At 40.6% G+C, this 22,395-nt stretch carries 24 protein-coding genes; 19 read left to right on the forward strand and 5 right to left on the reverse strand.

The annotated features are described in order from the left end of the window. Nucleotides 1-5: 5 nt before the first annotated feature. From JF50_RS01530 to JF50_RS01545, 4 genes are all read left to right on the forward strand, one after another. Nucleotides 6-410, forward strand: coding sequence for an ExbD/TolR family protein (locus tag JF50_RS01530; RefSeq protein WP_023402250.1), 405 nt, complete (start codon nt 6-8; stop codon nt 408-410). After that, a complete protein-coding gene (locus tag JF50_RS01535) occupies nt 410-1,024 on the forward strand; it encodes an energy transducer TonB (protein WP_039607762.1) in 615 nt (204 codons plus the stop codon). Before JF50_RS01530 ends, JF50_RS01535 begins: the two co-directional genes overlap by 1 nt. A 10-nt stretch (nt 1,025-1,034) precedes the next feature. After that, entirely contained in the window at nt 1,035-2,297 is a 1,263-nt protein-coding gene (locus tag JF50_RS01540) for a tetratricopeptide repeat protein (RefSeq protein WP_039607763.1), read from the forward strand. 240 nt (nt 2,298-2,537) lie between these two features. Continuing rightward, nucleotides 2,538-3,557, forward strand: coding sequence for a hypothetical protein (locus tag JF50_RS01545; protein ID WP_052262085.1), 1,020 nt, complete (start codon nt 2,538-2,540; stop codon nt 3,555-3,557). Here the strand turns inward: JF50_RS01545 and JF50_RS01550 are convergent. Then, nucleotides 3,544-3,909: a TraR/DksA family transcriptional regulator gene (locus JF50_RS01550; RefSeq protein ID WP_039607764.1), complete on the reverse strand. Its 366-nt coding sequence runs from the start codon at nt 3,907-3,909 to the stop codon at nt 3,544-3,546. The two genes, JF50_RS01545 and JF50_RS01550, sit on opposite strands and share 14 nt — an antisense overlap. Before the next feature lie 44 nt (nt 3,910-3,953). Then, nucleotides 3,954-4,934 carry a tRNA-dihydrouridine synthase gene (locus JF50_RS01555; RefSeq protein ID WP_039607765.1) on the reverse strand — a complete coding sequence of 327 codons (981 nt, stop codon included), beginning with the start codon at nt 4,932-4,934 and terminating at the stop codon, nt 3,954-3,956. A gap of 196 nt (nt 4,935-5,130) precedes the next feature. Here JF50_RS01555 and JF50_RS01560 point away from each other — a divergent pair, with 196 nt between their 5' ends. The 11 genes from JF50_RS01560 to JF50_RS01610 all read left to right on the forward strand — a co-directional run bounded on the left by JF50_RS01560 (nt 5,131) and on the right by JF50_RS01610 (nt 14,404). Beyond that, nucleotides 5,131-5,586 carry a hypothetical protein gene (locus JF50_RS01560; protein WP_039607766.1) on the forward strand — a complete coding sequence of 152 codons (456 nt, stop codon included), beginning with the start codon at nt 5,131-5,133 and terminating at the stop codon, nt 5,584-5,586. Nucleotides 5,587-5,632: 46 nt separating this feature from the next. Next, nucleotides 5,633-6,472 carry a DUF692 domain-containing protein gene (locus JF50_RS01565; RefSeq protein ID WP_039607767.1) on the forward strand — a complete coding sequence of 280 codons (840 nt, stop codon included), beginning with the start codon at nt 5,633-5,635 and terminating at the stop codon, nt 6,470-6,472. Further along, complete coding sequence (locus JF50_RS01570) at nt 6,472-7,242, forward strand: DNA-binding domain-containing protein (protein WP_039607768.1); 771 nt, start codon at nt 6,472-6,474, stop codon at nt 7,240-7,242. Before JF50_RS01565 ends, JF50_RS01570 begins: the two co-directional genes overlap by 1 nt. Before the next feature lie 383 nt (nt 7,243-7,625). Further along, on the forward strand, nt 7,626-8,171 hold the full coding sequence (gene apt, locus JF50_RS01575) for an adenine phosphoribosyltransferase (RefSeq protein WP_039607769.1): 546 nt from the start codon (nt 7,626-7,628) through the stop codon (nt 8,169-8,171). Between the two features lie 5 nt (nt 8,172-8,176). Next, nucleotides 8,177-10,594 (forward strand): DNA polymerase III subunit gamma/tau, encoded by a 2,418-nt coding sequence (gene dnaX, locus JF50_RS01580; protein WP_039607770.1) that lies wholly within the window; start codon nt 8,177-8,179, stop codon nt 10,592-10,594. A 59-nt stretch (nt 10,595-10,653) separates the two neighbouring features. Continuing rightward, nucleotides 10,654-10,980, forward strand: a complete 327-nt coding sequence (locus JF50_RS01585; RefSeq protein WP_039607771.1) for a YbaB/EbfC family nucleoid-associated protein — start codon at nt 10,654-10,656, stop codon at nt 10,978-10,980. Between the two features lie 432 nt (nt 10,981-11,412). Then, entirely contained in the window at nt 11,413-11,934 is a 522-nt protein-coding gene (locus JF50_RS01590) for a rhomboid family intramembrane serine protease (protein ID WP_235423385.1), read from the forward strand. A gap of 132 nt (nt 11,935-12,066) precedes the next feature. Next, nucleotides 12,067-12,666, forward strand: a complete 600-nt coding sequence (gene recR, locus JF50_RS01595) for a recombination mediator RecR (protein ID WP_039607772.1) — start codon at nt 12,067-12,069, stop codon at nt 12,664-12,666. 293 nt (nt 12,667-12,959) lie between these two features. Beyond that, the gene (locus JF50_RS01600; protein ID WP_039607773.1) at nt 12,960-13,334 is read left to right on the forward strand and encodes a hypothetical protein; all 375 of its coding nucleotides are present in this window, start codon (nt 12,960-12,962) and stop codon (nt 13,332-13,334) included. Between the two features lie 172 nt (nt 13,335-13,506). Next, nucleotides 13,507-14,058 carry a hypothetical protein gene (locus JF50_RS27090; protein ID WP_160290445.1) on the forward strand — a complete coding sequence of 184 codons (552 nt, stop codon included), beginning with the start codon at nt 13,507-13,509 and terminating at the stop codon, nt 14,056-14,058. Nucleotide 14,059: 1 nt separating this feature from the next. Further along, a complete protein-coding gene (locus JF50_RS01610; RefSeq protein WP_039607775.1) occupies nt 14,060-14,404 on the forward strand; it encodes a hypothetical protein in 345 nt (114 codons plus the stop codon). A gap of 38 nt (nt 14,405-14,442) precedes the next feature. On the opposite strand, the gene JF50_RS01615 is transcribed toward JF50_RS01610, so the two are convergent. After that, on the reverse strand, nt 14,443-14,895 hold the full coding sequence (locus JF50_RS01615) for a helix-turn-helix domain-containing protein (RefSeq protein ID WP_039607776.1): 453 nt from the start codon (nt 14,893-14,895) through the stop codon (nt 14,443-14,445). A gap of 172 nt (nt 14,896-15,067) precedes the next feature. Here JF50_RS01615 and JF50_RS01620 point away from each other — a divergent pair, with 172 nt between their 5' ends. Beyond that, nucleotides 15,068-15,370 carry a helix-turn-helix transcriptional regulator gene (locus JF50_RS01620; protein WP_039607777.1) on the forward strand — a complete coding sequence of 101 codons (303 nt, stop codon included), beginning with the start codon at nt 15,068-15,070 and terminating at the stop codon, nt 15,368-15,370. A gap of 213 nt (nt 15,371-15,583) precedes the next feature. Beyond that, on the forward strand, nt 15,584-17,500 hold the full coding sequence (htpG, locus tag JF50_RS01625) for a molecular chaperone HtpG (protein WP_039607778.1): 1,917 nt from the start codon (nt 15,584-15,586) through the stop codon (nt 17,498-17,500). Between the two features lie 73 nt (nt 17,501-17,573). On the opposite strand, the gene tpx is transcribed toward htpG, so the two are convergent. Then, nucleotides 17,574-18,161: a thiol peroxidase gene (tpx, locus tag JF50_RS01630; RefSeq protein WP_039607779.1), complete on the reverse strand. Its 588-nt coding sequence runs from the start codon at nt 18,159-18,161 to the stop codon at nt 17,574-17,576. A gap of 188 nt (nt 18,162-18,349) precedes the next feature. On the opposite strand from tpx, the gene JF50_RS01635 reads away from it, so the two are divergent. Beyond that, nucleotides 18,350-19,354, forward strand: a complete 1,005-nt coding sequence (locus tag JF50_RS01635; protein WP_039607780.1) for a response regulator — start codon at nt 18,350-18,352, stop codon at nt 19,352-19,354. Between the two features lie 4 nt (nt 19,355-19,358). Then, nucleotides 19,359-20,330: a sensor domain-containing diguanylate cyclase gene (locus JF50_RS01640; RefSeq protein WP_039607781.1), complete on the forward strand. Its 972-nt coding sequence runs from the start codon at nt 19,359-19,361 to the stop codon at nt 20,328-20,330. A 544-nt stretch (nt 20,331-20,874) separates the two neighbouring features. On the opposite strand, the gene JF50_RS01645 is transcribed toward JF50_RS01640, so the two are convergent. After that, nucleotides 20,875-22,383, reverse strand: coding sequence for a SpoVR family protein (locus tag JF50_RS01645; protein ID WP_039607782.1), 1,509 nt, complete (start codon nt 22,381-22,383; stop codon nt 20,875-20,877). Nucleotides 22,384-22,395: the final 12 nt, after the last annotated feature.

Here is a 22,395-nt window from a genome sequence, read left to right on the forward strand (position 1 = left end):
TAAATATGGCACGTAAACAGCGTTTTCGTGAAGAAGAAGAAGCAGCAGTAGATATGACGCCGATGCTTGACATCGTATTCATCATGTTGATCTTCTTCATCGTAACTACCTCTTTTGTTAAAGAGGCAGGCATTGAAGTTAAAAAGCCAAAAGCTGCACAGGCTCAAACTAAGAAAAATGCAAACATCTTTATCGCTATCCGTGAAAACGGTGAGATTTGGATGGACAAGCGTCAAGTTGATGTTGAGCGTGTAAGCGCTAACCTTGAGAATCTTTTAGCTGAACAACAAACTGAAACTGTCATTATCCAAGCGGATAAAGGCGCTAAACACGGTGTTGTTGTGAAGGTAATGGACCAAATCAAGGCAACTGATGACGGACTGAAGATTTCAATAGCTGGAGCTAAGTAATGATTCGATTTCTGTTTTCACTTCTAGCAGGTGGGGCAGTAACTTTCGGCTTATTCTTCTTCATGTCTTACCTTATCTCCGGTGGAGCTGAAAGGGCAGACAATCAGAAAGAAGAGATCATAGTCGAGATTATGTCGAATCCGCCTGAATCAGACGTGCAGGAGAGGAAGCGTGTACCGCCTCCACCTCCTCCACCGCCAAAGCAGCCGCCTAAGCCGCAGCCGCCACAGCCAGAGACATCAAACCCTGCTGCTGGTGCAATCGGTTTTAACATGCCTAGCATCAGTATTGGTGGTACGGCAGGTGGTCTAAGTGGCCCGGGTGATTTCGGTCGTGATGGTGATGCAACACCTATCGTTCGTATTGAACCTAAATACCCACCGCAAGCAGCGCGTGATGGTAAAGAAGGCTGGGTACAGCTTGAATTTACAATCAATGAGCTAGGTGGTGTAGAAGATATTAAAGTTATCGCAGCTGAACCAAAGCGTATTTTCAACCGTGAAGCGCAACGTGCACTTCGTAAGTGGAAGTACAGACCAAAGATTGTTGATGGTAAACCAGAAAAGCAATATGGCATCCAGGTTCAACTTGATTTCAACCTTAACCAGGACTAAGGAGTAAGATATGAAGCAGATGTCAAAAGCAACAGCTCTTGCTCTGATGATGTCGCTAGCTGGCGGTGCTTTAAGCACCGCAGCATTTGCAGCACCAGATCCAGCAAAGATCGAAGAGCGCAAAAATGCGAAGACAAAAGTCATGGGTGAGCGTGTTGGTAAAAAGGTTATTAAAGCATTTGACCTTTACAACGAAGATAAAGTGGATGAAGCCATCACTTTACTTCTTGAAATCGATGCATCTGATGATTTTGATAAAGCCACGGTTAATCGTTACTTAGGTAACCTTTATGCTCAAAAAGAAGAGTATAAGACGGCTATCAAGTATATTCGTCAAGCAGTAGCGCCTGATGTGCTTAACTTTAAAGATCACGCAGATCTATTGAAGTTACTTGGTGACCTATTAATAGGTACTGAGCAATATGAAGGTGCTAAAAAAGCTTATTATGACTGGATGGACTTTACCGGCGAACAAGACGCTAAAGTTTACGGTCGTATTGCACAAGCAAACTATGAGCTTAAAAAGTTTGCAGATGTAATTGAGCCAGCTGATCAAGCGATTGCCCTAAATACTGAAGAACCTAACAAGTCATACTACATGCTGAAAATTGGTTCATATTTTGAACTAAAACAGTATAAGAATGCAGTTAGTGTTGCTGAAACACTTGTTAAAATCTTCCCTGAAGATAAGCAAGTTTGGACTCAGCTAGGTTCATTCTATATGCAAACAGAGCAGTACCGTAAAGGTCAAACTGTGATGGAAATTGCATATGAAAAAGGCTATTTCGAAAAAGAGAACCACTACAAGATTCTTGGTAGTTACTATTCTTTGAATGAGATCCCTTACAAAGCAGCTATTACCTTTGAAAAGGCGATCAAAAACAAACACATTGAGCGCACTAGGCAAAATGTGACTGCGGTAGCAAGTTACTTCCACCAAGCGAAGAACATTGATAAAGCAGCGAAGTACTATGAAGAAGCAGCTAAGTTTGAAAACGATCCAGAGTTGTATAGAAAGGCGGGTAGCTTATTGCTACAAGACCTTCAATACGCAGCTGCGGTTGTTCGCTTAAACAAAGCGCTTGAGCTGGGCTCTAAGAAAAAGGGTACAATCTACTCTGACTTAGCAGAAGCTTATCTGTATCAAGAAAAGTACAAGCAAGCATATCGTGCGATTATTAAGGCTCAAGAAGATCCTAAGACTCGTAGATTTGCTCGCAGCTGGGCGTCTTTCATCAAAGAAAAAGCACAGCGTAAAGGCATCAGTCTTTAATTTAAAAGCCCCGAAAGGGGCTTTTTTATTGCTCCCTCCAAAGTTTGATTCAAAACATGTTTATTTTGATAGATTTGCGTACACTTGCAGGCTAGATTTACACGTATTCTAAGTTGATGAGCGATACGTCAAGGCGCTGACTCGTTTCTTTATCTTAAACAAGGCATTGATGGTTGTTGTGATCCAGATGAACAACGGATTACCAATTAATTTAGAAAAAATGATATGTATGGAGATATTATGTTGAGGCTTAGTGGCATGATAGCTGTACTATCAAGTGCACTATTATTAGGCGCTTGTGGTGAGCCGGACAAACAGATTAATTTGAAACAATTTGTGGAGCGAACCCACTCACTCAATTGGTTTATGTTGGACAGTACTAACGCCAGTATTGAGCAGGTCTTACCTTATGATGAGTTATATTTAGCCCAACGAAATACGTTATTGAACTCACTTGACAAGGCACAGCTCACACTCAATGATCAAAATACCCTGACTTATTTGACAATCCAACAGCGTTATCCAGAGCGATATTTAGGCTGGCCGATGCAGTCTAACATCGTAGAGAAGGCTTTAGAGCATTTTACCCCTCAACAAGTTGATGCGTGGCTTAAGCGAACTCAAACTAGGTTGGTAAGTGCAAGAGAAAGCAACATACTTCTTTCCAGAATTGAAAGGGCGCAGTTGCTCACCTATCTCAGTACGACTAAACACCAAAGCAATGAGAAAGAAGCACTTACGGTGTTTCTGCAGCAATATAAAACCCGTTCAGGGATCGGTTTATCTCAACTTCCCAACGGGTCCGAGTGGTATCAAAGTAAATTAAATTATTATACGGGTGATGTAAATTCACCTTATGAATTGGCTAGTGTACTAAGCACTGTGATAGAAGATGCGCCGAAAGACATCACAGCCAATAAACAGCTTCTTGCTTCGACTGTGCTGCCTACTGCACTTGCGTTACTAGATGTTGGTTGTGAGCACGCTAAGGGGCTTAATTGGCGTGATCATTTTATCGATATTCGAACAACAATCGGACAGTGTAAGGGGCAGACTGATAGAAATGTATTGCATGTTGTTGCTTTGATAGCAGAGGTTGATTTAGGTGTACATGCATTTTCTTGGTCTCAGCAGCAAGCAATGCATAGGTTACAAACAAGATTAAACCTGAATGAAGCGCAAGCCTATGCGTTACTGAAAAGTATCGTATTTTATCCCGCTACAATTCTTGCGTTTTTAGATCAACTTAAGCATTTATAGGTACTTTGTTTGGATAACATTGAGCGCACCTTTGTGTCGCAGGGTCTTGCTCTAACAGTTCATCTTCAATTTCCCTTTCACAGTCGCAGCAAAATCCAAATTGGCCGATATCAATTTGGCATAATGCTGCTTCAATCTGCACCAGCCTTTGATAACTGGGAAATTGGCTTGGGCATATTTTTTCATTAATGCTATCAATCCAGTCTGAAGGAGAGGTACTTTCTAATTCCTTCGCAAGCTCTAAAATGACTGGGTTCGTATTTGTTCTTAAATCTTGGACAAAGCTTGCTCGCGTTTGAACAAGCTCTTCTCTCAATTTTACTTGGCATTGCTTTAGTAGATTTTCATTCATGGGCAGGTTCTCCTCTGAATGCCCATTATCTATTGCAGAGTCAATTAGATGTTATGATTTGAATCAAGTGACGGAGATTTTGCATATTTCTGTAATACATTCACGACATCTGACTTTGCTTTTAGACGTTTAATTTCCTCGAATAAATCGTGGGCTTGAGGATATTGTAATTTCAAGTAGCCAAGCCATTGCTTTGTTCTGGCAGAAAAATACTTTTCGCTGACATTGTCATCTTGGTGCATGGAGGAGTTAACAATATGATAAACCACTTCTTGCCAGTCTAATGGCTTATATGTTTGACCCTTCACATGTGCTTTTATTTTTGTTGCAAGATCAGGTGTAGCCAGGGCGCCGCGGCCCAGCATCAGATCTTGACACTGGCTTTGTTGCTGACATCGGATAGCATCATCTACTTGCCAAATCTCGCCATTAGCAACAACAGGTATGCTCAACCTTTCTAATAAGGGAGGGATTTTTTCCCAGTAGGCTGGAGGTCGATAACCATCTCGCTTCGTTCTTGCGTGAATGGCTAAGCTTGATGCCCCCGCACTCTGAACTGCATCGACGATTTCACTGCTGTTGGCATCATCATCAAATCCTAAACGGATTTTGGCACTGACTACATGGTCTTCAGGAACGGCCTCGCGAACAGCTTTAATAATTTGATAAATTTGTTCTGGCTCTTTAAGTAGTACAGCACCGCCTTTACTTTTATTGACGGTTTTAGCAGGGCAGCCGAAATTCAAATCAATACCATGTGAACCGAGCTTAACGGCCTTTCTAGCATTGGCAGCAAGCACATGGGGCACTTGGCCTAATAACTGTATTCTTACAGGGGTGCCTGATCGGGTTAGCCCCCCATTAAGAAGCTCTGGGCAATATCGAATGAAAACTCTTCTTGGTAGGGTTAGGTCAACAACACGCACAAATTCCGTGACGCAAAGATCAAATCCGCCAAGGTCGGTAAGTAATTCACGCATTTTAAAGTCGACAACGCCCTCCATCGGGGCCAATATAAGTTTCATCAGTACTGCACCAAAGTAAAATTCGGGCTATTCTATATGAGATGGAGCGAATTATTAATATAAATCTTATCTGTTCCTCATACTCTAAGTACCCACGAAGTGTGGCTCTACACTCAAAAAAGAAAAACTTTGAAATTTGTTTTTAGGTAATAGGGTCTATTAAATGAACCCGAATTAATGATTGAGAGAAATAATTATGAATACAGTAAAGAAAAATTCCCTAGCGCTAACTTTGAGTGCAGCAGTTGCGAGCACTGCGGCATTGGCTTCTGGCGAGGCGTCTGCAAACCCGTTTTCTTATGAAGTTTTAACAGCTGGCTATCAGTTGGATGCGAGCGAAGGTAAATGTGGTGAAGGTAAATGTGGCGGTGATGCCAAAAATAAAGAAGGTAAATGTGGCGAAGGCAAGTGTGGCGGCGCTAAAAGCAAAGAAGGTAAATGTGGCGAAGGCAAGTGTGGCGGCGCTAAAAGCAAAGAAGGTAAATGTGGCGAAGGCAAGTGTGGCGGCGCTAAAAGCAAAGAAGGTAAATGTGGCGAAGGCAAGTGTGGCGGCGCTAAAAGCAAAGAAGGTAAGTGCGGTGAAGGCAAGTGTGGCGGCGCTAAAAGTAAAGAAGGCAAGTGCGGCGAAGGTAAATGTGGTGGCAGCCACTAACTCTAAGTTTAGCATCGTATAGGAAAAGAGAACTAAGGTAGTGGTAATGAATAAAACTTTTGGCAACGTGGGTTTGGGTCTGCGCAGAGAGATGTTAGACGATGCACTGCAACACCCCTCTAATTTGGTCGACTTTTACGAAGTTGCACCAGAGAATTGGATGACATTGGGAGGGAAGTTTGGCGCGCAATTTGCGCAACTGACCGAACAACATAATTTTGTTTGTCATGGTTTGTCATTATCACTAGGCTCTACTGATGCACTTGATACGGAGTTCATTACTAACTTAAAAGTGTTTTTTGAACAGCATAAAATTAAGTGTTACAGCGAGCACCTCAGCTATTGTTCGGGCAATGGGCATATGTATGATTTGATGCCCATTCCGTTTACTGAAGAGGCTGTTTTGCATACCGCCAAACGGATTGCCGAGGTTCAAGAGCGACTGGAACGGCGCATTGCAGTGGAGAATGTGTCTTATTATGCGGCGCCAGGCCAAGAAATGACTGAGCTTGAATTTACTTTGGCAGTATTACAAGAGGCTGATTGTGATTTACTCTTGGATGTTAATAATATCTATGTAAATTCGATTAATCATGGATACGATGCACACGCTTTTTTATCTGCATTACCTACAAAACGCATTGCATATGGCCATATTGCAGGCCACTACGAGGAGGATAAAGATCTGCTCGTTGACACACATGGAGCTGATGTGTGTGATCCTGTCTGGCAGTTATTACATAAAGCCTATGAAGTTCACGGCCTTTTCCCAACACTATTAGAACGTGATTTCAACATTCCGCCTTATGAGGTATTACTCGAAGAGATACGCCAAATACATCACGCTCAAACGTCCTTTCAACGTGCACAAAAGGGGATAGCTTAATGTCATTTCAAGAAGTTCAGGCTTCATTTGTGGCACACATCAAAGATCCTGATAATGCAGCAAAACCATCGGATGTTGAAGAGCGGAGGATGAAGGTTTATAGAGAGTTATTTTTTAATAATATAGAGGGGTTTATTGCTTCCGCTTTTCCTGTATTGAAAAGTCTATACAGTCATTGTGAATGGCACAGTCTTGTGAGGCAGTTTTTCGCTCAACACACCTGCAAAAGTCCATACTTTTTGGAGATCAGTCAGGAGTTTCTCCGTTATTTAGAGTACACGTATCAGCCATCAGAGAGTGATCCCGCTTTTATGTATGAATTGGCACATTATGAGTGGGTAGAGCTCAATGTATCTATTTTAGAGCGCAATCCAAATGACTGTGTTCGTGATGAAGGTATTGAGGAAAGTGATCCCTTGTATCTTTCAAGTGTTACGCAATGTGTACAATACAATTTTCCTGTTCATCAAATCCAAGCGGATTTCCAGCCGACCGAGCCTGAAGGCGGACCTTATGGTTTTGTTGTGTACCGAGACCATGAAGAAGAAACGAAATTTATAGCACTTAACCCGATGACGAGTTTGTTATTGGCGAGTGTCGAACAAAATCCTGGAGTCAGTATTTTACAGCTAAGTGCACAAATAGCTCAGCAGATACCGGGGTTTAGTGCTGAGCAATTATCAGCTGGCGCATTGCAAACACTTCAGCAATTTACTGCGCTAGGGATTGTTGTTGATAAAAAGAACAATTCAGCTTTATTGAGGGCGTGACTTACACTAAAATAGCGAGTGTTTGTGCTAATGCCTTGTTTTCCTTATATCGGTTCAAGGCTTCTAAAAAGGTAAGCCTCATGTCTAATTCTGAACGTAAAGATCCATTTAATATAAAGTACTTTTTAGCTTTTGTGGTGCTTTTTGTCGTTGTTGGGTGTTTAAATGCGATCCTAGGTTGGGCTACTTTAGGTGGCTAAACTTCTAAATAATATTGCCATTGGGTAGTGACCATAATGGACGGGTCACTTATTCATCGAGTTTGGCCCATTTATTGAACCTTTAGCCGTTTTTTCGTCGATTTTTGTCCAATCCAGTTTAAAGTCGATCCTTTCTTGTTATAATCATCTCCTTTCTAAAATAAACCTTATAACCGAACGATTATGACACAACAAAACTTGTCTTTGATCAAAGATAGCATTGCAACCGTGCCTGATTACCCGAAAGCTGGCATCATGTTTAGAGATGTAACTACATTACTTGCAAACCCTGAAGCATTTCAAGCGACGATGGACGCGTTTGTAGCAGCATATAAAGACCAAGGATTTGATAAAATCATTGGTACTGAGTCTCGCGGGTTTATTTTTGGTGCACCGCTTGCGTTAGCGCTTGGGATCCCTTTTATTCCTGTGCGTAAACCTGGCAAATTGCCAAGAGAAGTGATCAGCCAGTCTTACCAATTAGAATATGGAGAGGATACTCTGGAACTTCACACTGATGCTGTGGTTGAAGGTGATAAAGTATTACTCGTAGATGACTTATTGGCAACGGGTGGTACGATTGAAGCAACAGCTAAGTTAGTCTCTCGACTAGGTGGCAAAGCAACTGATGCTGCTTTTGTCATTTCATTGCCAGAATTGGGTGGTGAAGAGCGAGTAGCTGCATTAGGTATTAATATTCTAAAATTAGTAGAATTCGACGGCGAGTAGTATTAATGAGCTATCAGGTCTTAGCAAGAAAGTGGCGACCTCAATCATTTCACGAAATGATGGGGCAGGAACATGTAAAGCAGGCATTGATAAATGCCTTAAATGAGCAGAGATTACATCATGCTTATTTGTTTACTGGCACCCGTGGTGTGGGCAAAACGACTATTGCTAGGATCTTTGCTAAAAGTTTGAATTGTGAGGAAGGTATATCGTCTACTCCATGCGGACAATGTAGTACGTGTGAAGAAATAGAGGCGGGTAAATTCATTGATCTGATTGAGATTGATGCGGCATCTAGAACCAAAGTTGAAGACACGAGAGAGATATTGGATAACGTCCAATATGCGCCAACGCGAGGGCGTTACAAAGTCTACCTGATCGACGAAGTACACATGCTGTCTAAGCATAGCTTTAATGCTTTACTCAAGACGTTAGAAGAACCTCCAGAGCATGTTAAGTTTTTACTGGCCACAACGGATCCACAAAAGTTACCAATAACGATTTTATCTCGTTGTTTACAATTTAATTTAAATGCAATGGCGAAAGGTCAAATTGTTGAGCAATTGGCCAAGATCTTACCAAAAGAAAACTTCCAGTTTGAGGATGATGCGTTAAGTGTCTTGGCAAAGGCTGCTGATGGCAGTATGCGTGACGCTTTAAGTTTGACAGATCAAGCCATTGCACAAACTAATGGTCATTTGACAGTAGCAGCAGTGCAGCAGATGCTGGGTTTGATGGACAGCGCGCACGCGATGTTGTTAATGAGTGCAATACTTTGCCAAGACGGTAGTGCTTTGATGGCTGAAATCGAAAATATTGCATTGAAAAATGGTAACTTTGTAAGTGTCATCGATGACCTCATCGCGTTGTTGCATATCGTTCAATTGACACAACTTGTGCCACAAGCTGCGCATGTTGGTCAATTTGATCAGCAACAAGTAAAGACGCTAGCTGAGCAAATTTCGCCACAAACAGCGCAGTTGTTATATCAATTGTTATTGAGCGGGAAAAAAGATTTAAGCTGGGCACCTGATGCTAAATTAGGTTTTGAAATGGTGATGCTTAGATTGCTCGCTTTTGAAGGCACTGACTTTTCTCAAGTGGGGCCGGCCCCTGCAGCGTCGCTACATCAAGGGCAAGAAAAAAAGTCTAAAGCTGGTGCATTGCGTGACATATTAAATAATAACCAAAAAAAAACATTAAATAGCGCACCAGAACAAGCGCCGCAAGCAGAACCGACACACAACACGTCGCACACTGTGCCAGCGCAAGCGCCGCAGGTAGAGCCGATGCATAACGCACCGCAAGTTATGCCAGCGCCGCAGGTAGAGCCGATTCATAACGCACCGCAAACTATATCAGCACAAGCGCCGCAGGCAGAGCCGGTGCACAACGCACCGCAACAAAGTGCACCAGTGCAAAGGCCCACAGAGGCGGCTTCTCAAAGAGTGTCAATGAATACAGACTCTGCTCCGCCTGAATATGAGCAACAATATAATGACATTATGGCGCAAGCGACAGCACAGGGTTTTAACGAGTCCATGCCGGCGAGTGATAGCTTGTCTGAAAACACCGCTCAAGCATCTGCTAATGCAACATCAGGCCAACTCTATGCCCAAAAACAAGGCCAAGCGCAATCGGCGATTGCAAAAATTCTACAAAATAGACAGATATCCGGTGCTGGGAAGTTATTAGGGGGCAGTGAAGCGCCAAAAAAGCCGAGTAGGGAGAATAGTGATACTCAAGCTATCCCTGTCCCTGCTCATGTTCAGCGACCTGAACAACAGAAATCAAACAGCTTGCCAGCTGCGGACTCCAGAGTACCGGATCAAGCTCCAATCTCTGCGAGGCCTCATGCACCTGTAACGGCGCGCACTAAAAAGCCTGAAATATCAGAACGCTTTAAAAAAGACGAAAGTAAGCTAGCGCCAGAGTTACTAGAACAGCTATCACCGGCTCCTGCAAAAGTTGATGAGCAAGAGCATGTAATTGAGATGCCTGTGCCTGAGAACTTTACTAGCCCTATTAGTAGTTTGAAATTTGCTCATGAAAAAGACGACTGGGCAAATTTAATCGAGAAAATGGCCCTAAGTGGTCGCGTTAGGCAATTTGCTTTGCACGCGATGTACGAGAAAAAGGGCAATGTGTGTGTATTAAAGGCAGAGCAAAGCCAGCAGCATTTAGACTCGCCTATGCTCAGAGATAAATTGCAGCAGTCATTTACATTGACATTAAGTGAGCCGGTAGAACTGCAAATGGAGTTTGTTGAGCAGGTGCAATCAACGCCATTCTTAATACAGCAAGATATTGATCAACAGCGATATTTAGAAGCTGTTGATGCCGTCAATTCAGATCCTATTATCCAGACAATGGTGGCTGAATTTGATGCAGTGGTAAACGAAAAATCGGTAAAGGCATTGTAATTGAGTACAATAGACTTTATCTTTTAGCCAATTAAATTATTGAAGTAAGAGAGTACACTATGTTTAAAGGTGGAATGGGCAATATCATGAAGCAAGCTCAGCAAATGCAAGAGCGCATGGAAAAAGCCCAAGAAGAAATCAAAAGCTTAGAAGTAACTGGTGAAGCTGGTGCTGGTCTTGTGAAAGTAACTATGCTTGGTAGCCACAATGTTCGTCGTGTAGAAATTGATGAAAGCCTAATGGAAGACGACAAAGACATGATTGAAGATCTACTTGCAGCTGCGGTAAATGATGCTGTTCGTCGTGTAGGCGAAGAGACACAAAAACGCATGTCTGATGTAACTGGTGGAATGCAGATGCCGCCAGGCTTCAAGATGCCATTTTAAGGGTTAAAACCCTTTTTAAAATTGCGGCCGTATGGCTGTGGTCATTTTGGGACTTCCCTAGATCTAGTCGAGCCGCAATTTCATTTCTGTGTTTTGATTGCGAGTGCAATCTCTTGAAATCATAATGACCTAGCTTGGGTCAACCTCCATGCTCTAATTTGATGCTTATAACCTGCGCTTACTTATCTTGACCTTTTACATCTGTGAAGGCTCGAATACATCATCTGGGACCTAGTTCAGTTTAAGACTGATTGTCTCTAAATTTTCGATGGAATCTGTGTTTGTTATTAATTTTGAAGACTTATTCCGCGGGCTGTTTTATTATTTCATACCTATCAGATAGTAAGATAACTTGTAATGCGCCTTTCCAATTTTCTGTTCCCACCTAATTTTAGATATGTTGTATATGCATCTTTGATTATGATTGCTCTAATGCTTATAGATACAATTGGGCTATCAGTTGATAGGTTAGGCATTATTCCGCATAGTCAACATCACCTTATTGGTATCGTTACGGCACCTTTTGTTCATGACTCTTGGTCCCACCTAGGTGGGAACCTAATTGGATTATTGATTTGTGGCTATTTGGCTAGTCGGTTACCAAACTTTAAGACTGCAAGTTTAGGTATTATTTTATTAACGGGTTTATTTGTTTGGCTGTTTGCGGCTGGCGGTAATCATATAGGCGCTTCGGGTGTTGTAATGGGATATTATGGTTATTTAGCGGGAGTGGCACTCTTTCAACGAAACCTGTTGAGTGTACTGAGCTTACTTGCGCTGGCCTTGGCAACGTACTATGCAAACATCAATTTTATTGGGACATTATTTGATTTTTCAGACAATGTAAGCAGTGAAAGTCACATATTTGGTTTTGTCAGTGGTGTATTGGTTTCATTTATATTGAGGTCTAACTCATCAAAAAGTCGTCTCTCAAAGCTAAATAAGGGGAAATAATAGACGCCATCAGACGATTTTTGTGCATTGGATGTTAGCACTACCTCGATACCTTTCAATCAAGCGCGCGATGCCTTATCATCGCGTTTTAGACAAACGTAATTGGTGTGTTTACCACCTATTAGAGGAAATATGCAGTTATCACCTAAACTAGCCGCTTTAGTTGAAGCTTTAAGATGCTTACCTGGTATTGGTCCTAAGTCTGCTCAGCGTATCGCTTTTCATTTATTAGAAAGAGACCGAGAAGGGGGAGCTCAATTAGGTAGCTGCCTCACGCAAGCTATGCAAGACATTGGGCATTGTGAGTCTTGTCGCACCTTCTCTGAAACACCTGTATGCGATATTTGTCAGAGTGTTAAACGTCAGGATACTGGTTTATTATGTGTAGTGGAATCACCAACAGACGTCTTGGCGATTGAGCAAACTGGGCAATATACTGGCTTATACTTCGTGCTAATGGGCCATTTATCTCCGTTAGATGGGATAGGTCCGCAAGAAATAGGATTAGATAAACTACAAAAAACCCTTCAAAATGGTCAAATTCAGGAAGTGATTCTTGCAACTAATCCAACTGTCGAAGGTGAGGCGACGGCGCACTATATTGCTGAACTGTGCAACAACTCCAATGTGAAGGCCTCTCGTATCGCTCATGGTATGCCAGTTGGCGGAGAACTCGATTTGGTAGATGGTATGACCCTGATGCATGCATTTTCTGGTCGAAAGATATTGTAATTATTCTTATTGAAGCTGCTTTACTATGTAAGTAGACCCGCTTTTACCCTATGTTGTATTAAATACAGTCTCTCATACAAGTTTGTTTACAAGTTGTAAAATTAAAAGTTGCAATTAGGTATGGAGAAATTTATTATCGAATGACTGATAGTTTTTAACTGACTAGATTTGTCTAAATCGTTGTTATTTAACCTCACTTTTTTGCTTTAACTTTTACCGGTTACTTAAAAGTTTAAAAAGCGAGCAAATTTAGTCTTTTACCTTAGCTAGCTAGATATAATAAGGTTTTCATCGTGATAATGCTCATCGCTGCTACATTGCTTTATATTCTTGTTATCGCTATTTGTATAACTGTGATAATTAAAGGGCACAGTTTGAATTTTCTAGAAAGAAAAATAAAAAATGTGATTGTACGAGACAAGGCACCTAAAGAAGAAGAAATATCAGAAAAGGATTACCATCAAGCCTATGAAATAATTGATGATCTTGCTGTTGTATTGGAATGCACCAATGATATGGTCAAATACAATGGAGTAAAGAGTGTGTTTAAGCGTGTGGAAGCATTCAGAGATCAAAAACAGGATACGAAGCATGAGCTTGAATCATTGCATGACATAGAACATAAAATACCAAGTGATAAGAAAGCTAACTTATGGGTAGTAAAGTAATACGTGTATCGCGCAATATCGAGATTAAATCCTACTATTTAAAGAAAGCTTTTCATGGGATTAGCTGAAAGTGCTGGTTTTAATAGCAACGAATAACCACAATGCTACACCTAATCTTTCGTAGTACTTTGCTTGTAATTACCCTAGCACTAAAAAACGATAATTTGGTTTTATGAATGATTTTTTAGAGATATTGGTTCTGGCCCTAATGGGGGTTGGTTCTGTAGTCGTTATAAGTTTTCTTTATCTTTTTAAAGAGCGTTGGTTGGAGCTTGTTTTTGCAAGACATAAAAGTTTAAAAAATAAATCTGATCACGAATTACATTCTTGCTTTTTAACTGCATTGACTACGGTCGCTAGTTTTCTTTTGTTTCAGCATCTCCTTGATTATTTGTTTGAATTACAAATGGATAAAATGATCAGAAGACAGATCTATTACTTTATCTCGGCATGTGGTAACGCATCGTTCATCATTGCATTAACACTGTTGCACGCAATTAGAGAATGTACGTTTTCACCTGTTGCGAGATATGCTTGTTATTTATCTTTGACTTCAATGATTATAAAAACGCTGCAACTTGCACTTCATGGTTATCTAGACATCAGTATGTTCAATGTATATTACAACATAGCTATATATTTATTGCTTACCACGCAAATACTATTGGTTGCGCAATATCCTTTTAACATATACATGCAAAGAAAGTACGCAAAGGAATACTAGTATGCCATTTCTTATCGTTATTCTTTTGATACATTGCCTCGTTATTTGTTTTATTCTGGCTGCTATTATAAATGGCCATAATTTAACTCAGTTTGAAGAGAAAATAAGAGGTATTTTTATCAAGCCAAAAGTTGATGAAGAGGTGCCTAATGCGCTTTATGATGAGGCATATGAGATTGTAATGGACCTTGGTAAAGCACTTGAACTAGATAATGACACCACTAAGCATGATGCTGTTCAATTGGCATTGAAGCGTGTTGAAGGGTTTAGGGATGACTCAAAGGACTATCAAATAAAGCCCAAAGACGATGAACCTGAAAAAGGTAAACTCAAAGTCGTTAAATGATCACTTCGATATATCAAGTTATTTGTTGAGTGAGTAAGCTAGCTTACTTTTTTTTGCTGTGAACCTGCATTTTTATCTAAAAAAGGTTCTAAATCTCTTAGTAAGATTTTTCCACAACTCTCAAAGTTAACTTCTTTCCCTCTTTTGAACCAACCTAAGTGGCAGATAAATAAGAGGCTCTCTTTTGCTGTCTGAATGAATTTTGATTCAAAGTCTTTGTTGTACGATTGGGTTACATCTGATGGGGTCATTTGGGTATTTGAAGTGTCCGCATTGGGTCGCTCTTCACCCGTTATTAACCAGCAAGCATGGTTTTGTGTTAATGGATGGGTAAAAAACTTTTCGATTACAGATAGCGTAGGCTCACGCTCACCTTTCTCATACTTGCGATAAGAGGCTGTAGGTATATCTAATATTTCAGAAAAACTTATTTGAGATTCCTCTAAGGAAACACGAAGTTGTTTCAGTCTTGTTGCAAAAGATGTTGACATATAACCCAATCCGATCAATTATTTACTCAGTTGACCCAGATAGCCTACATCAAATGTTACAAGTTGTCTAATTGGGTCGGGGTTAATTTAATCATTTTTTCTGATATAAAAGTGCTACAAGCCATAAGTGAGTTTTATATCGGGATTTTGATGTAAACAATATGGATATGTTATGAGTATAATCTCTAGAAATGAGCGCTCTCGCAGAGCCCAGACACAAGACGCAAAACGTTATATTCAAATGACGATACGTAGATTGCGCCAAGATATGAACTTGACTCAAGCACAGCTGGGCAAGAGCCTTGTTACTCCGGTTGATCAAGCGACTATTTCTAATTGGGAATCGGGTAAGACCGAACTCTCTGCTTCACAACTGCTTGATGTTATGATGTTATTTGGTAAACCAAACTTTTTAATGTTATTGGAGCAGTGTGACGTGCAGCCTGATGCTTTTGAAAATCACAAGAGCGCATAATATCCCTGACTCGTATATAGCTGTGTACGGCGCTCGCATGTGTGCGAGTGCGGTACAAAAGCATCTTAAACGTCCATATTAGAAAGTTGAACAAAGCTTCGTAAAAAAAATTTAAATCGCCCTCTTGAAATACCACGTCTCATCACAATATATCTCTTCATAAAACGATTAGCAGGTTAAAGCCTGTGAGCCAATTAGATTAGGATATAGTCGATGTCTGATATTAAAAACAAAGAAAACCATCAGTTTGGAACAGATGTAGGTAAGCTATTAAGTCTTATGATCCACTCTTTATACTCAAATAAAGAGATTTTCTTACGTGAGTTAGTGTCGAATGCTTCTGATGCAGCAGATAAGTTGCGCTATTTAGCACTTCAAAACGGTGACCTTTATGAGGGTGATGCTGAATTAAAAGTGAGAGTGAGTGCTGATAAAGACGCAAATACAGTTACTATCTCGGATAACGGTATCGGGATGACCCGCGAAGAAGTGATTAATTCTTTGGGCACCATTGCAAAATCGGGTACCGCTGAGTTTTTCCAAAACTTAACAGGTGATCAGGCTAAAGACTCCCAGTTGATTGGTCAATTTGGTGTTGGTTTTTATTCTGCTTTTATTGTTGCTGATGAAGTAACTGTTCGTACGCGAAAAGCGGGTGAGCAATCTGCGGTAGAGTGGCAATCAAAAGGGGAAGGCGAGTACAGCCTTGCTGAAATTGAAAAAGCAGATCGTGGCACCGAGATCGTGCTTCACTTACGTGAAGATGAAAATGAGTTCTTAGATGATTTCCGCTTGCGCTCAATCATCACTAAATACTCAGACCATATTTCTATTCCAGTGGAGATGTTTAAGGCGCCTGTGCCTGAATCAGAAGGTCCTGATGGAGAAAAAATAGAAGCACAGCCTGGTGAGTGGGAAGCAATCAACCGTGCGACAGCGCTGTGGACTCGCGACAAGTCAGAAGTATCAGAAGACGAATATAAAGAGTTTTATAAGCATGTCGGTCACGACTGGGAAGAGCCACTGACTTGGGCACACAACAAAGTAGAAGGTAAAACAGAGTACACGAGTTTACTCTATATACCTAAGAAAGCGCCATTTGATCTTTGGAATCGCGACCGTCAAACAGGTTTAAAATTATACGTTCAGCGTGTATTTATAATGGATGATGCTGAGCAATTCATGCCAAGTTACCTTAGATTCGTTAAAGGTTTACTTGACTCTAACGATCTTCCACTTAACGTGTCTCGTGAAATTCTGCAAGACAATAAGATCACACAAGCTATCCGTAAAGGCTGTACGTCTCGTGTATTGAAAATGCTTGATAGAATGGGCAAGAACAAAGCAGACGAATATCAAACTTTCTGGAATGAGTTTGGTCAAGTGATCAAAGAAGGTCCAGCTGAAGATGCTGCAAACAAAGAAGCCATTGCTAAGTTGCTTCGCTTTAGTTCTACACATACGGATGAAAGTACACAGAATGTGTCTCTGGCTCAATATGTTGAGCGTATGCAAGAGGGTCAAGATAAGATTTATTATGTAGTTGCAGATAGCTTTGCAACAGCTAAGAGCTCTCCTCACCTAGAAATTTTCCGCAAGAAAGGCATTGAAGTACTGCTTATGTCAGATCGTGTAGATGAGTGGATGATGGGCCATCTTACCGAGTTCGATGGTAAGCAATTCCAATCAATTACACGTGGCGATTTAGACTTAGGTAATTTAGAAGATGAAGAGTCTAAAAAAGCACAGGAAGAGAGCGAAAAAGAAGTTGCAGGCCTTGTTGAGCGTATTACTGAATCATTAGGTGATAAGGTTAAAGAGGTGCGTTTTACACACCGCTTAACAGACTCTCCGGCGTGTGTCGTTGTTGATGATCATGATATGAGCTCACAAATGCAAAAGCTGATGGAATCTATTGGTCAATCTGCTCCAGAGAGTAAGCCAATATTTGAACTTAACCCTGAGCATCAGCTAGTTAAACACCTCAATAATGAACAAGATGAGGATAAGTTTGCACAGTGGTCTGAAGTACTCCTTGATCAAGCGCTATTAGCTGAACGCGGTAGCTTAAAAGACCCGGTTGGCTTTGTAACACGTTTAAATAAGTTGATGCTAGACTTAAGCAAATAATCTAGCTGACTAAGCGCCACGAAAAAAGCACTCTATCGAGTGCTTTTTTGTATGTATATGAGACGTCATTGGATCAAAGTGTTTTTAATGTACTTATCACTTCATCGTAGTTGGGCTCGGACGCCAAATTGCTAATCAGCTGCTTGTACTTTACTTTGTGATTTTTATCTAAGATAAACACCGCTCTGCTCAATAAGCCCATATCTTTTATCAATAGGCCGTATTGCTCGCCAAAATTACGCCAAACCGCGTCTGACAGAGTTTGAACTTTGTCTACCCCTTCTTGCTTGCAAAATCGCTTTTGAGCAAATGGTAAGTCAGTACTTATTGTTAGCATTGCAATATTTGGATACTCACTTGCAACTTTTTCATTAAAGTACTTTGTTTGTAGGCTGCAAATGCCCGTGTCTAAGCTAGGTACTACGCTGATCAATACCGCTTTTCCTTCAAACTCTGACAAAGAGACAGGTGTGAAGTCTCCATTGACAACTTTAAAGTTTGGCGCTTGATCACCAATTGCAACGCCAGAGCCAAGTAAAGTAACAGGCTTGCCACCCGCAGTGACCTTACCCTTGTCTAGTTGATTCTCATCAAGCGTGGCACTTACTGAAAAACAGCTAAAAGCGAATAGAGCTGTTGTAATAAAGGGGACTCTACGCATAACGTATTCCTTTTTAAATTTTTCGCAATTCACGACAGTGTATTATACTGATTTTATATAACCAAGCTTTGGTAGTATTTTGGATTGTAAATTAATCATGCATTGATTAACATATTTAATCTAAACACTGCTGTTTGATAACTATAATTAGAATTTTGGGTAGTGCACCCGATAAATAGAGAGCCTTTATGTCTACACCCGTCCTAATCTGTGATGACTCAAAACTTGCAAGAAGGCAGCTCGCGCGCTCTTTGCCGGATGACTGGGATATTAAAGTTGAATTTGCAGAACATGGATTGGATTGTATTGAAAAAATTAAACAGATCTCGCCGGAAATACTTTTTTTAGATTTAAACATGCCTCATATGGATGGTTATGAGGTGCTGCAAGCGATACAAGAGCAAGATCTCAATGTACTAACTGTTGTGGTATCTGGTGATATTCAACCAAATGCACACCAACGAGTAATGGAGCTAGGCGCGATTGATTTTATTCGCAAGCCATGTGATGCGAATAAGCTTGACGAAATCATTACCCAGCATGGCATTAAAGACAAGGCTATTCGCGAAAGCTTAGTGCATAAACTTGGCGAACAAGTAGAGCCAGAACTTCGTGATATTTATCAAGAAATAGCAAATGTTGCCATGGGTCAAGCTGGTGATTTATTGGCTAGATTGCTTAATGTTTTTGTCGAGCTACCTATTCCTAATGTGAACGTTCTTGAAGTGAATGAATTGCACATGGCTTTGCAAGCCATAGATGCTAACGCGTCGACCTCGGGTGTTTGCCAAGGCTTTATTGGTGGAGGGGTTTCAGGCGAGGCTTTGCTGTTATTGAATGACTCCAGCTTTAAAGAAATTGCTTCATTAATGAAGTACGACGGTGAGCTAAGTCAAAAGGTTGAGCTCGAATTGTTGATGGATATAAGCAATATTTTGATTGGGGCAATATTAACAGGCCTTTCAAAACAGCTTGATATGCCATTTAGCCAAGGTCACCCTGTTGTGCTTGGCCAGCATTGTGAAGTCTCTGAGTTGGTTAAAGCCAACAAATCAAGGTGGCAAAGGACATTAGCAATTGAAATTAGCTACGGAATTGAACACCATAATATTAACTGCGATTTGATGTTATTGTTCACAGAAGACTCTCTGAAGACGCTGAGATACAAAGTCGCATACTTATTAGAAGATTAGAATTATGCCTGCATCCGATTTTGATATGAATGAAATCCATTGGTTAATGGATATGTTTAACACGGTAGATGTTGGCTTGGTCGTTTTAGACAGAGACTATCGAGTGTGTGTTTGGAACGGTTTTATGGAAAACCATTCTGGCTTACTGCCCAGTGCTGTTAAAGATAAAGATGTATTTGATTTATTTCCTAGCATTGATGAATCTTGGTTTAGAGGCAAGGCTGAGCCTGTATTTGTGCTAAAAAATCGATCATTTACTATATGGGAACAGCAGCCTTACATATTCAAATTCAAAAATTATCGACCGATAACGGGTAAAGCGGAATACATGTACCAAAATGCGACGTTTATTCCATTGACCACATTAACAGGGGAAGTCGGTCATATTTGCGTTATTTTATATGATGTCACTGACGAAGCGATGAATAAGCTTGAGTTGGAAAAAGCGAATAAGACATTAGAAGAAATGAGCCGTACTGACGCGCTGACTAAATTGTCTAATCGGGGCTACTGGGAAGAGTGCTCAAGAACTGAGTTCAAGCGTCTTAAACGTAACAAAGGCTCGAGTTGTTTGCTTATGTTTGATATTGATTTCTTTAAAAAGATTAATGATGCATATGGTCACAGTGGCGGTGATGAAGCCATTCGTCATTTATCAGATTTATTGAAAAAAACCTTGCGTGAGACAGATGTAGCAGGCCGTTATGGTGGAGAAGAGTTCGCTGTGACTTTGGTAGATACCGATGCAGATGGCGCGTTGATTTTCGCAGAACGTTTACGCAGTATGATCGAAAACTCAGTAATTTATTATGATAATAAAGAGATAAAGTTAACCGTGAGTTTGGGCATTGCGTGTTATGACGATGCTTTTGAAAAACATGAGCAGTGGATTGAGGCAACGGATTCCGCGTTATACCACTCAAAAGAAACGGGTCGAAATAAAGTTACTGTTTACGATCCTTCTATGTCTCAGTAGAGAACTGGTCTCTTTTACCATATTACAAGACTAATTGGTCTTTGGTTGCGTCATTGTGCTTTATGTGGATTATAAGCACAATGACCAATGCGTTTTCGTATGGTTTCATGCCTTACTGTTTATTCAAAATGATAAATCTTATTTTACGCGTGTGTTTATAACGCTCTTGGGTGAACCTTGCCTTTCCTGAAGACGAGTTTATTTGCTTTTGATCAGGAAACGACGCTAGTTAAGCCATAGGTGTGAAATACTATTCACTTTCTTCATACAAAAAGCTCATTAAAAATAGAGTATCTAGGCGTGGATTTTCCGTTACTTTTATACGAATGGGCCTGCTTAAAGGACTAAAATACAGGTTGCTATATATAAGAGGAGGCTAATAGCAAAGATATAGGTATTCCCATTTTACCTTAAAAACGAATGACGTCAGTGTTTATATTGCTTGCATAGTCGCTCAGATAGCTATCTTGAGCGGGGTTTTTATATAACAGCTAAATATATAGAAAAAAGACAACACACGACTAAGCGCTCGTGTGTCGCCGGGTTACTCTTTGTCATCATTAACTGGTGGGCATTGGCCTAGCAAAGTAATGTTACCATCATCTTCTACTTGTTCTAATCTCACCTCAAAACCCCAAAGTCGGTACAAATGTTTTAGCACTTCAATCTTTGATTCCGCTAAAGGTATCTTATCTTGAGGCACATAACGTAAAGTAAGTGACCTATCTCCGCGTACATCGACTTTGTACACTTGAATATTGGGTTCATTGTTACTGAGGTTATAGTGCGCTGATAAGCTGCTTCTGACTTTTTGGTAGCCAACTTCATCATGGATGGCTTTGACTTCTAAGTGAGGGGATGACTCTTTGTCCAATATCGTAAATAACTTGAAATCTCTGATAATTTTAGGAGATAAAAATTGGCTCACAAAGCTTTCATCTTTAAAGTTCTCCATTGCAAAATGTAAAGTATCGAGCCAGTCTTTGCCTGCAAATTCAGGAAACCATTCTTTGTCTTCCGCTGTTGGGTTTTCGCAAATACGTCGAATATCTACCATCATGTTAAACCCAAGGGCATAAGGGTTTATGCCAGAATAAAACTTACTATTATAAGGTGGTTGATAAACGACGTTAGTATGGCTTTGTAAAAATTCAAGCATGAAGGCGTCACTCAATTTACCCTCATCATATAAATGATTGAGAATGGTGTAATGCCAAAATGTTGCCCACCCTTCATTCATGACTTGTGTCTGTCGTTGCGGGTAAAAATACTGTGATATTTTACGTACAATACGAATGATTTCTCGTTGCCAGGGCTCGAGTAGTGGGGCATTTTTTTCAATAAAATAGAGTATATTTTCCTGAGGCTCAGAAGGGAACTGAGGTAAGTTTTCAGTGTCTTCTTGCTTGCTTTGAGGAATTGTTTTCCAAAGTTCATTTACTTGTGATTGCAGGTAGTCTTCACGTTCTTTTTGACGTTTTTGCTCTTCAAACAAGGAAATTTGTTGCGGACGTTTATATCTATCCACTCCGTAGTTCATCAAGGCGTGACAGGAGTCTAATAAGTTTTCAACTTCTTCAATGCCGTACTTTTGCTCACATTCAGCAACGTAGTTCTTAGCAAATACCAAATAGTCGATAATTGATGATGCGTCAGTCCATGTTTTAAATAGGTAATTGCCTTTGAAGAACGAATTATGCCCGTAACAAGCATGTGCCATAACGAGTGCTTGCATTGGCAGTGTATTTTCCTCCATGAGATAGGCAATACACGGATCTGAGTTTATGACTATTTCATACGCCAGCCCCATTTGGCCACGTTTATAATTTTGTTCTGTTTGAATGAATTTTTTGCCATAGGACCAATGCGCATAACCAATGGGCATGCCTACACTAGAATAGGCATCCATCATTTGTTCTGCTGTGATCACTTCGATTTGATTTGGATACGTATCAAGTCGATAGTGCTCAGCAACGCGCGCAATCTCGGCTTGATACATTTCTAACCTTTCAAAAGTCCAGTCTGGACCATCATTCAAAGGGTTGTAGGTCATTAGCGCTCCCCC

The organism is Pseudoalteromonas luteoviolacea, from assembly GCF_000814765.1.
In the GTDB taxonomy this organism is placed as follows: domain Bacteria; phylum Pseudomonadota; class Gammaproteobacteria; order Enterobacterales; family Alteromonadaceae; genus Pseudoalteromonas; species Pseudoalteromonas luteoviolacea_H.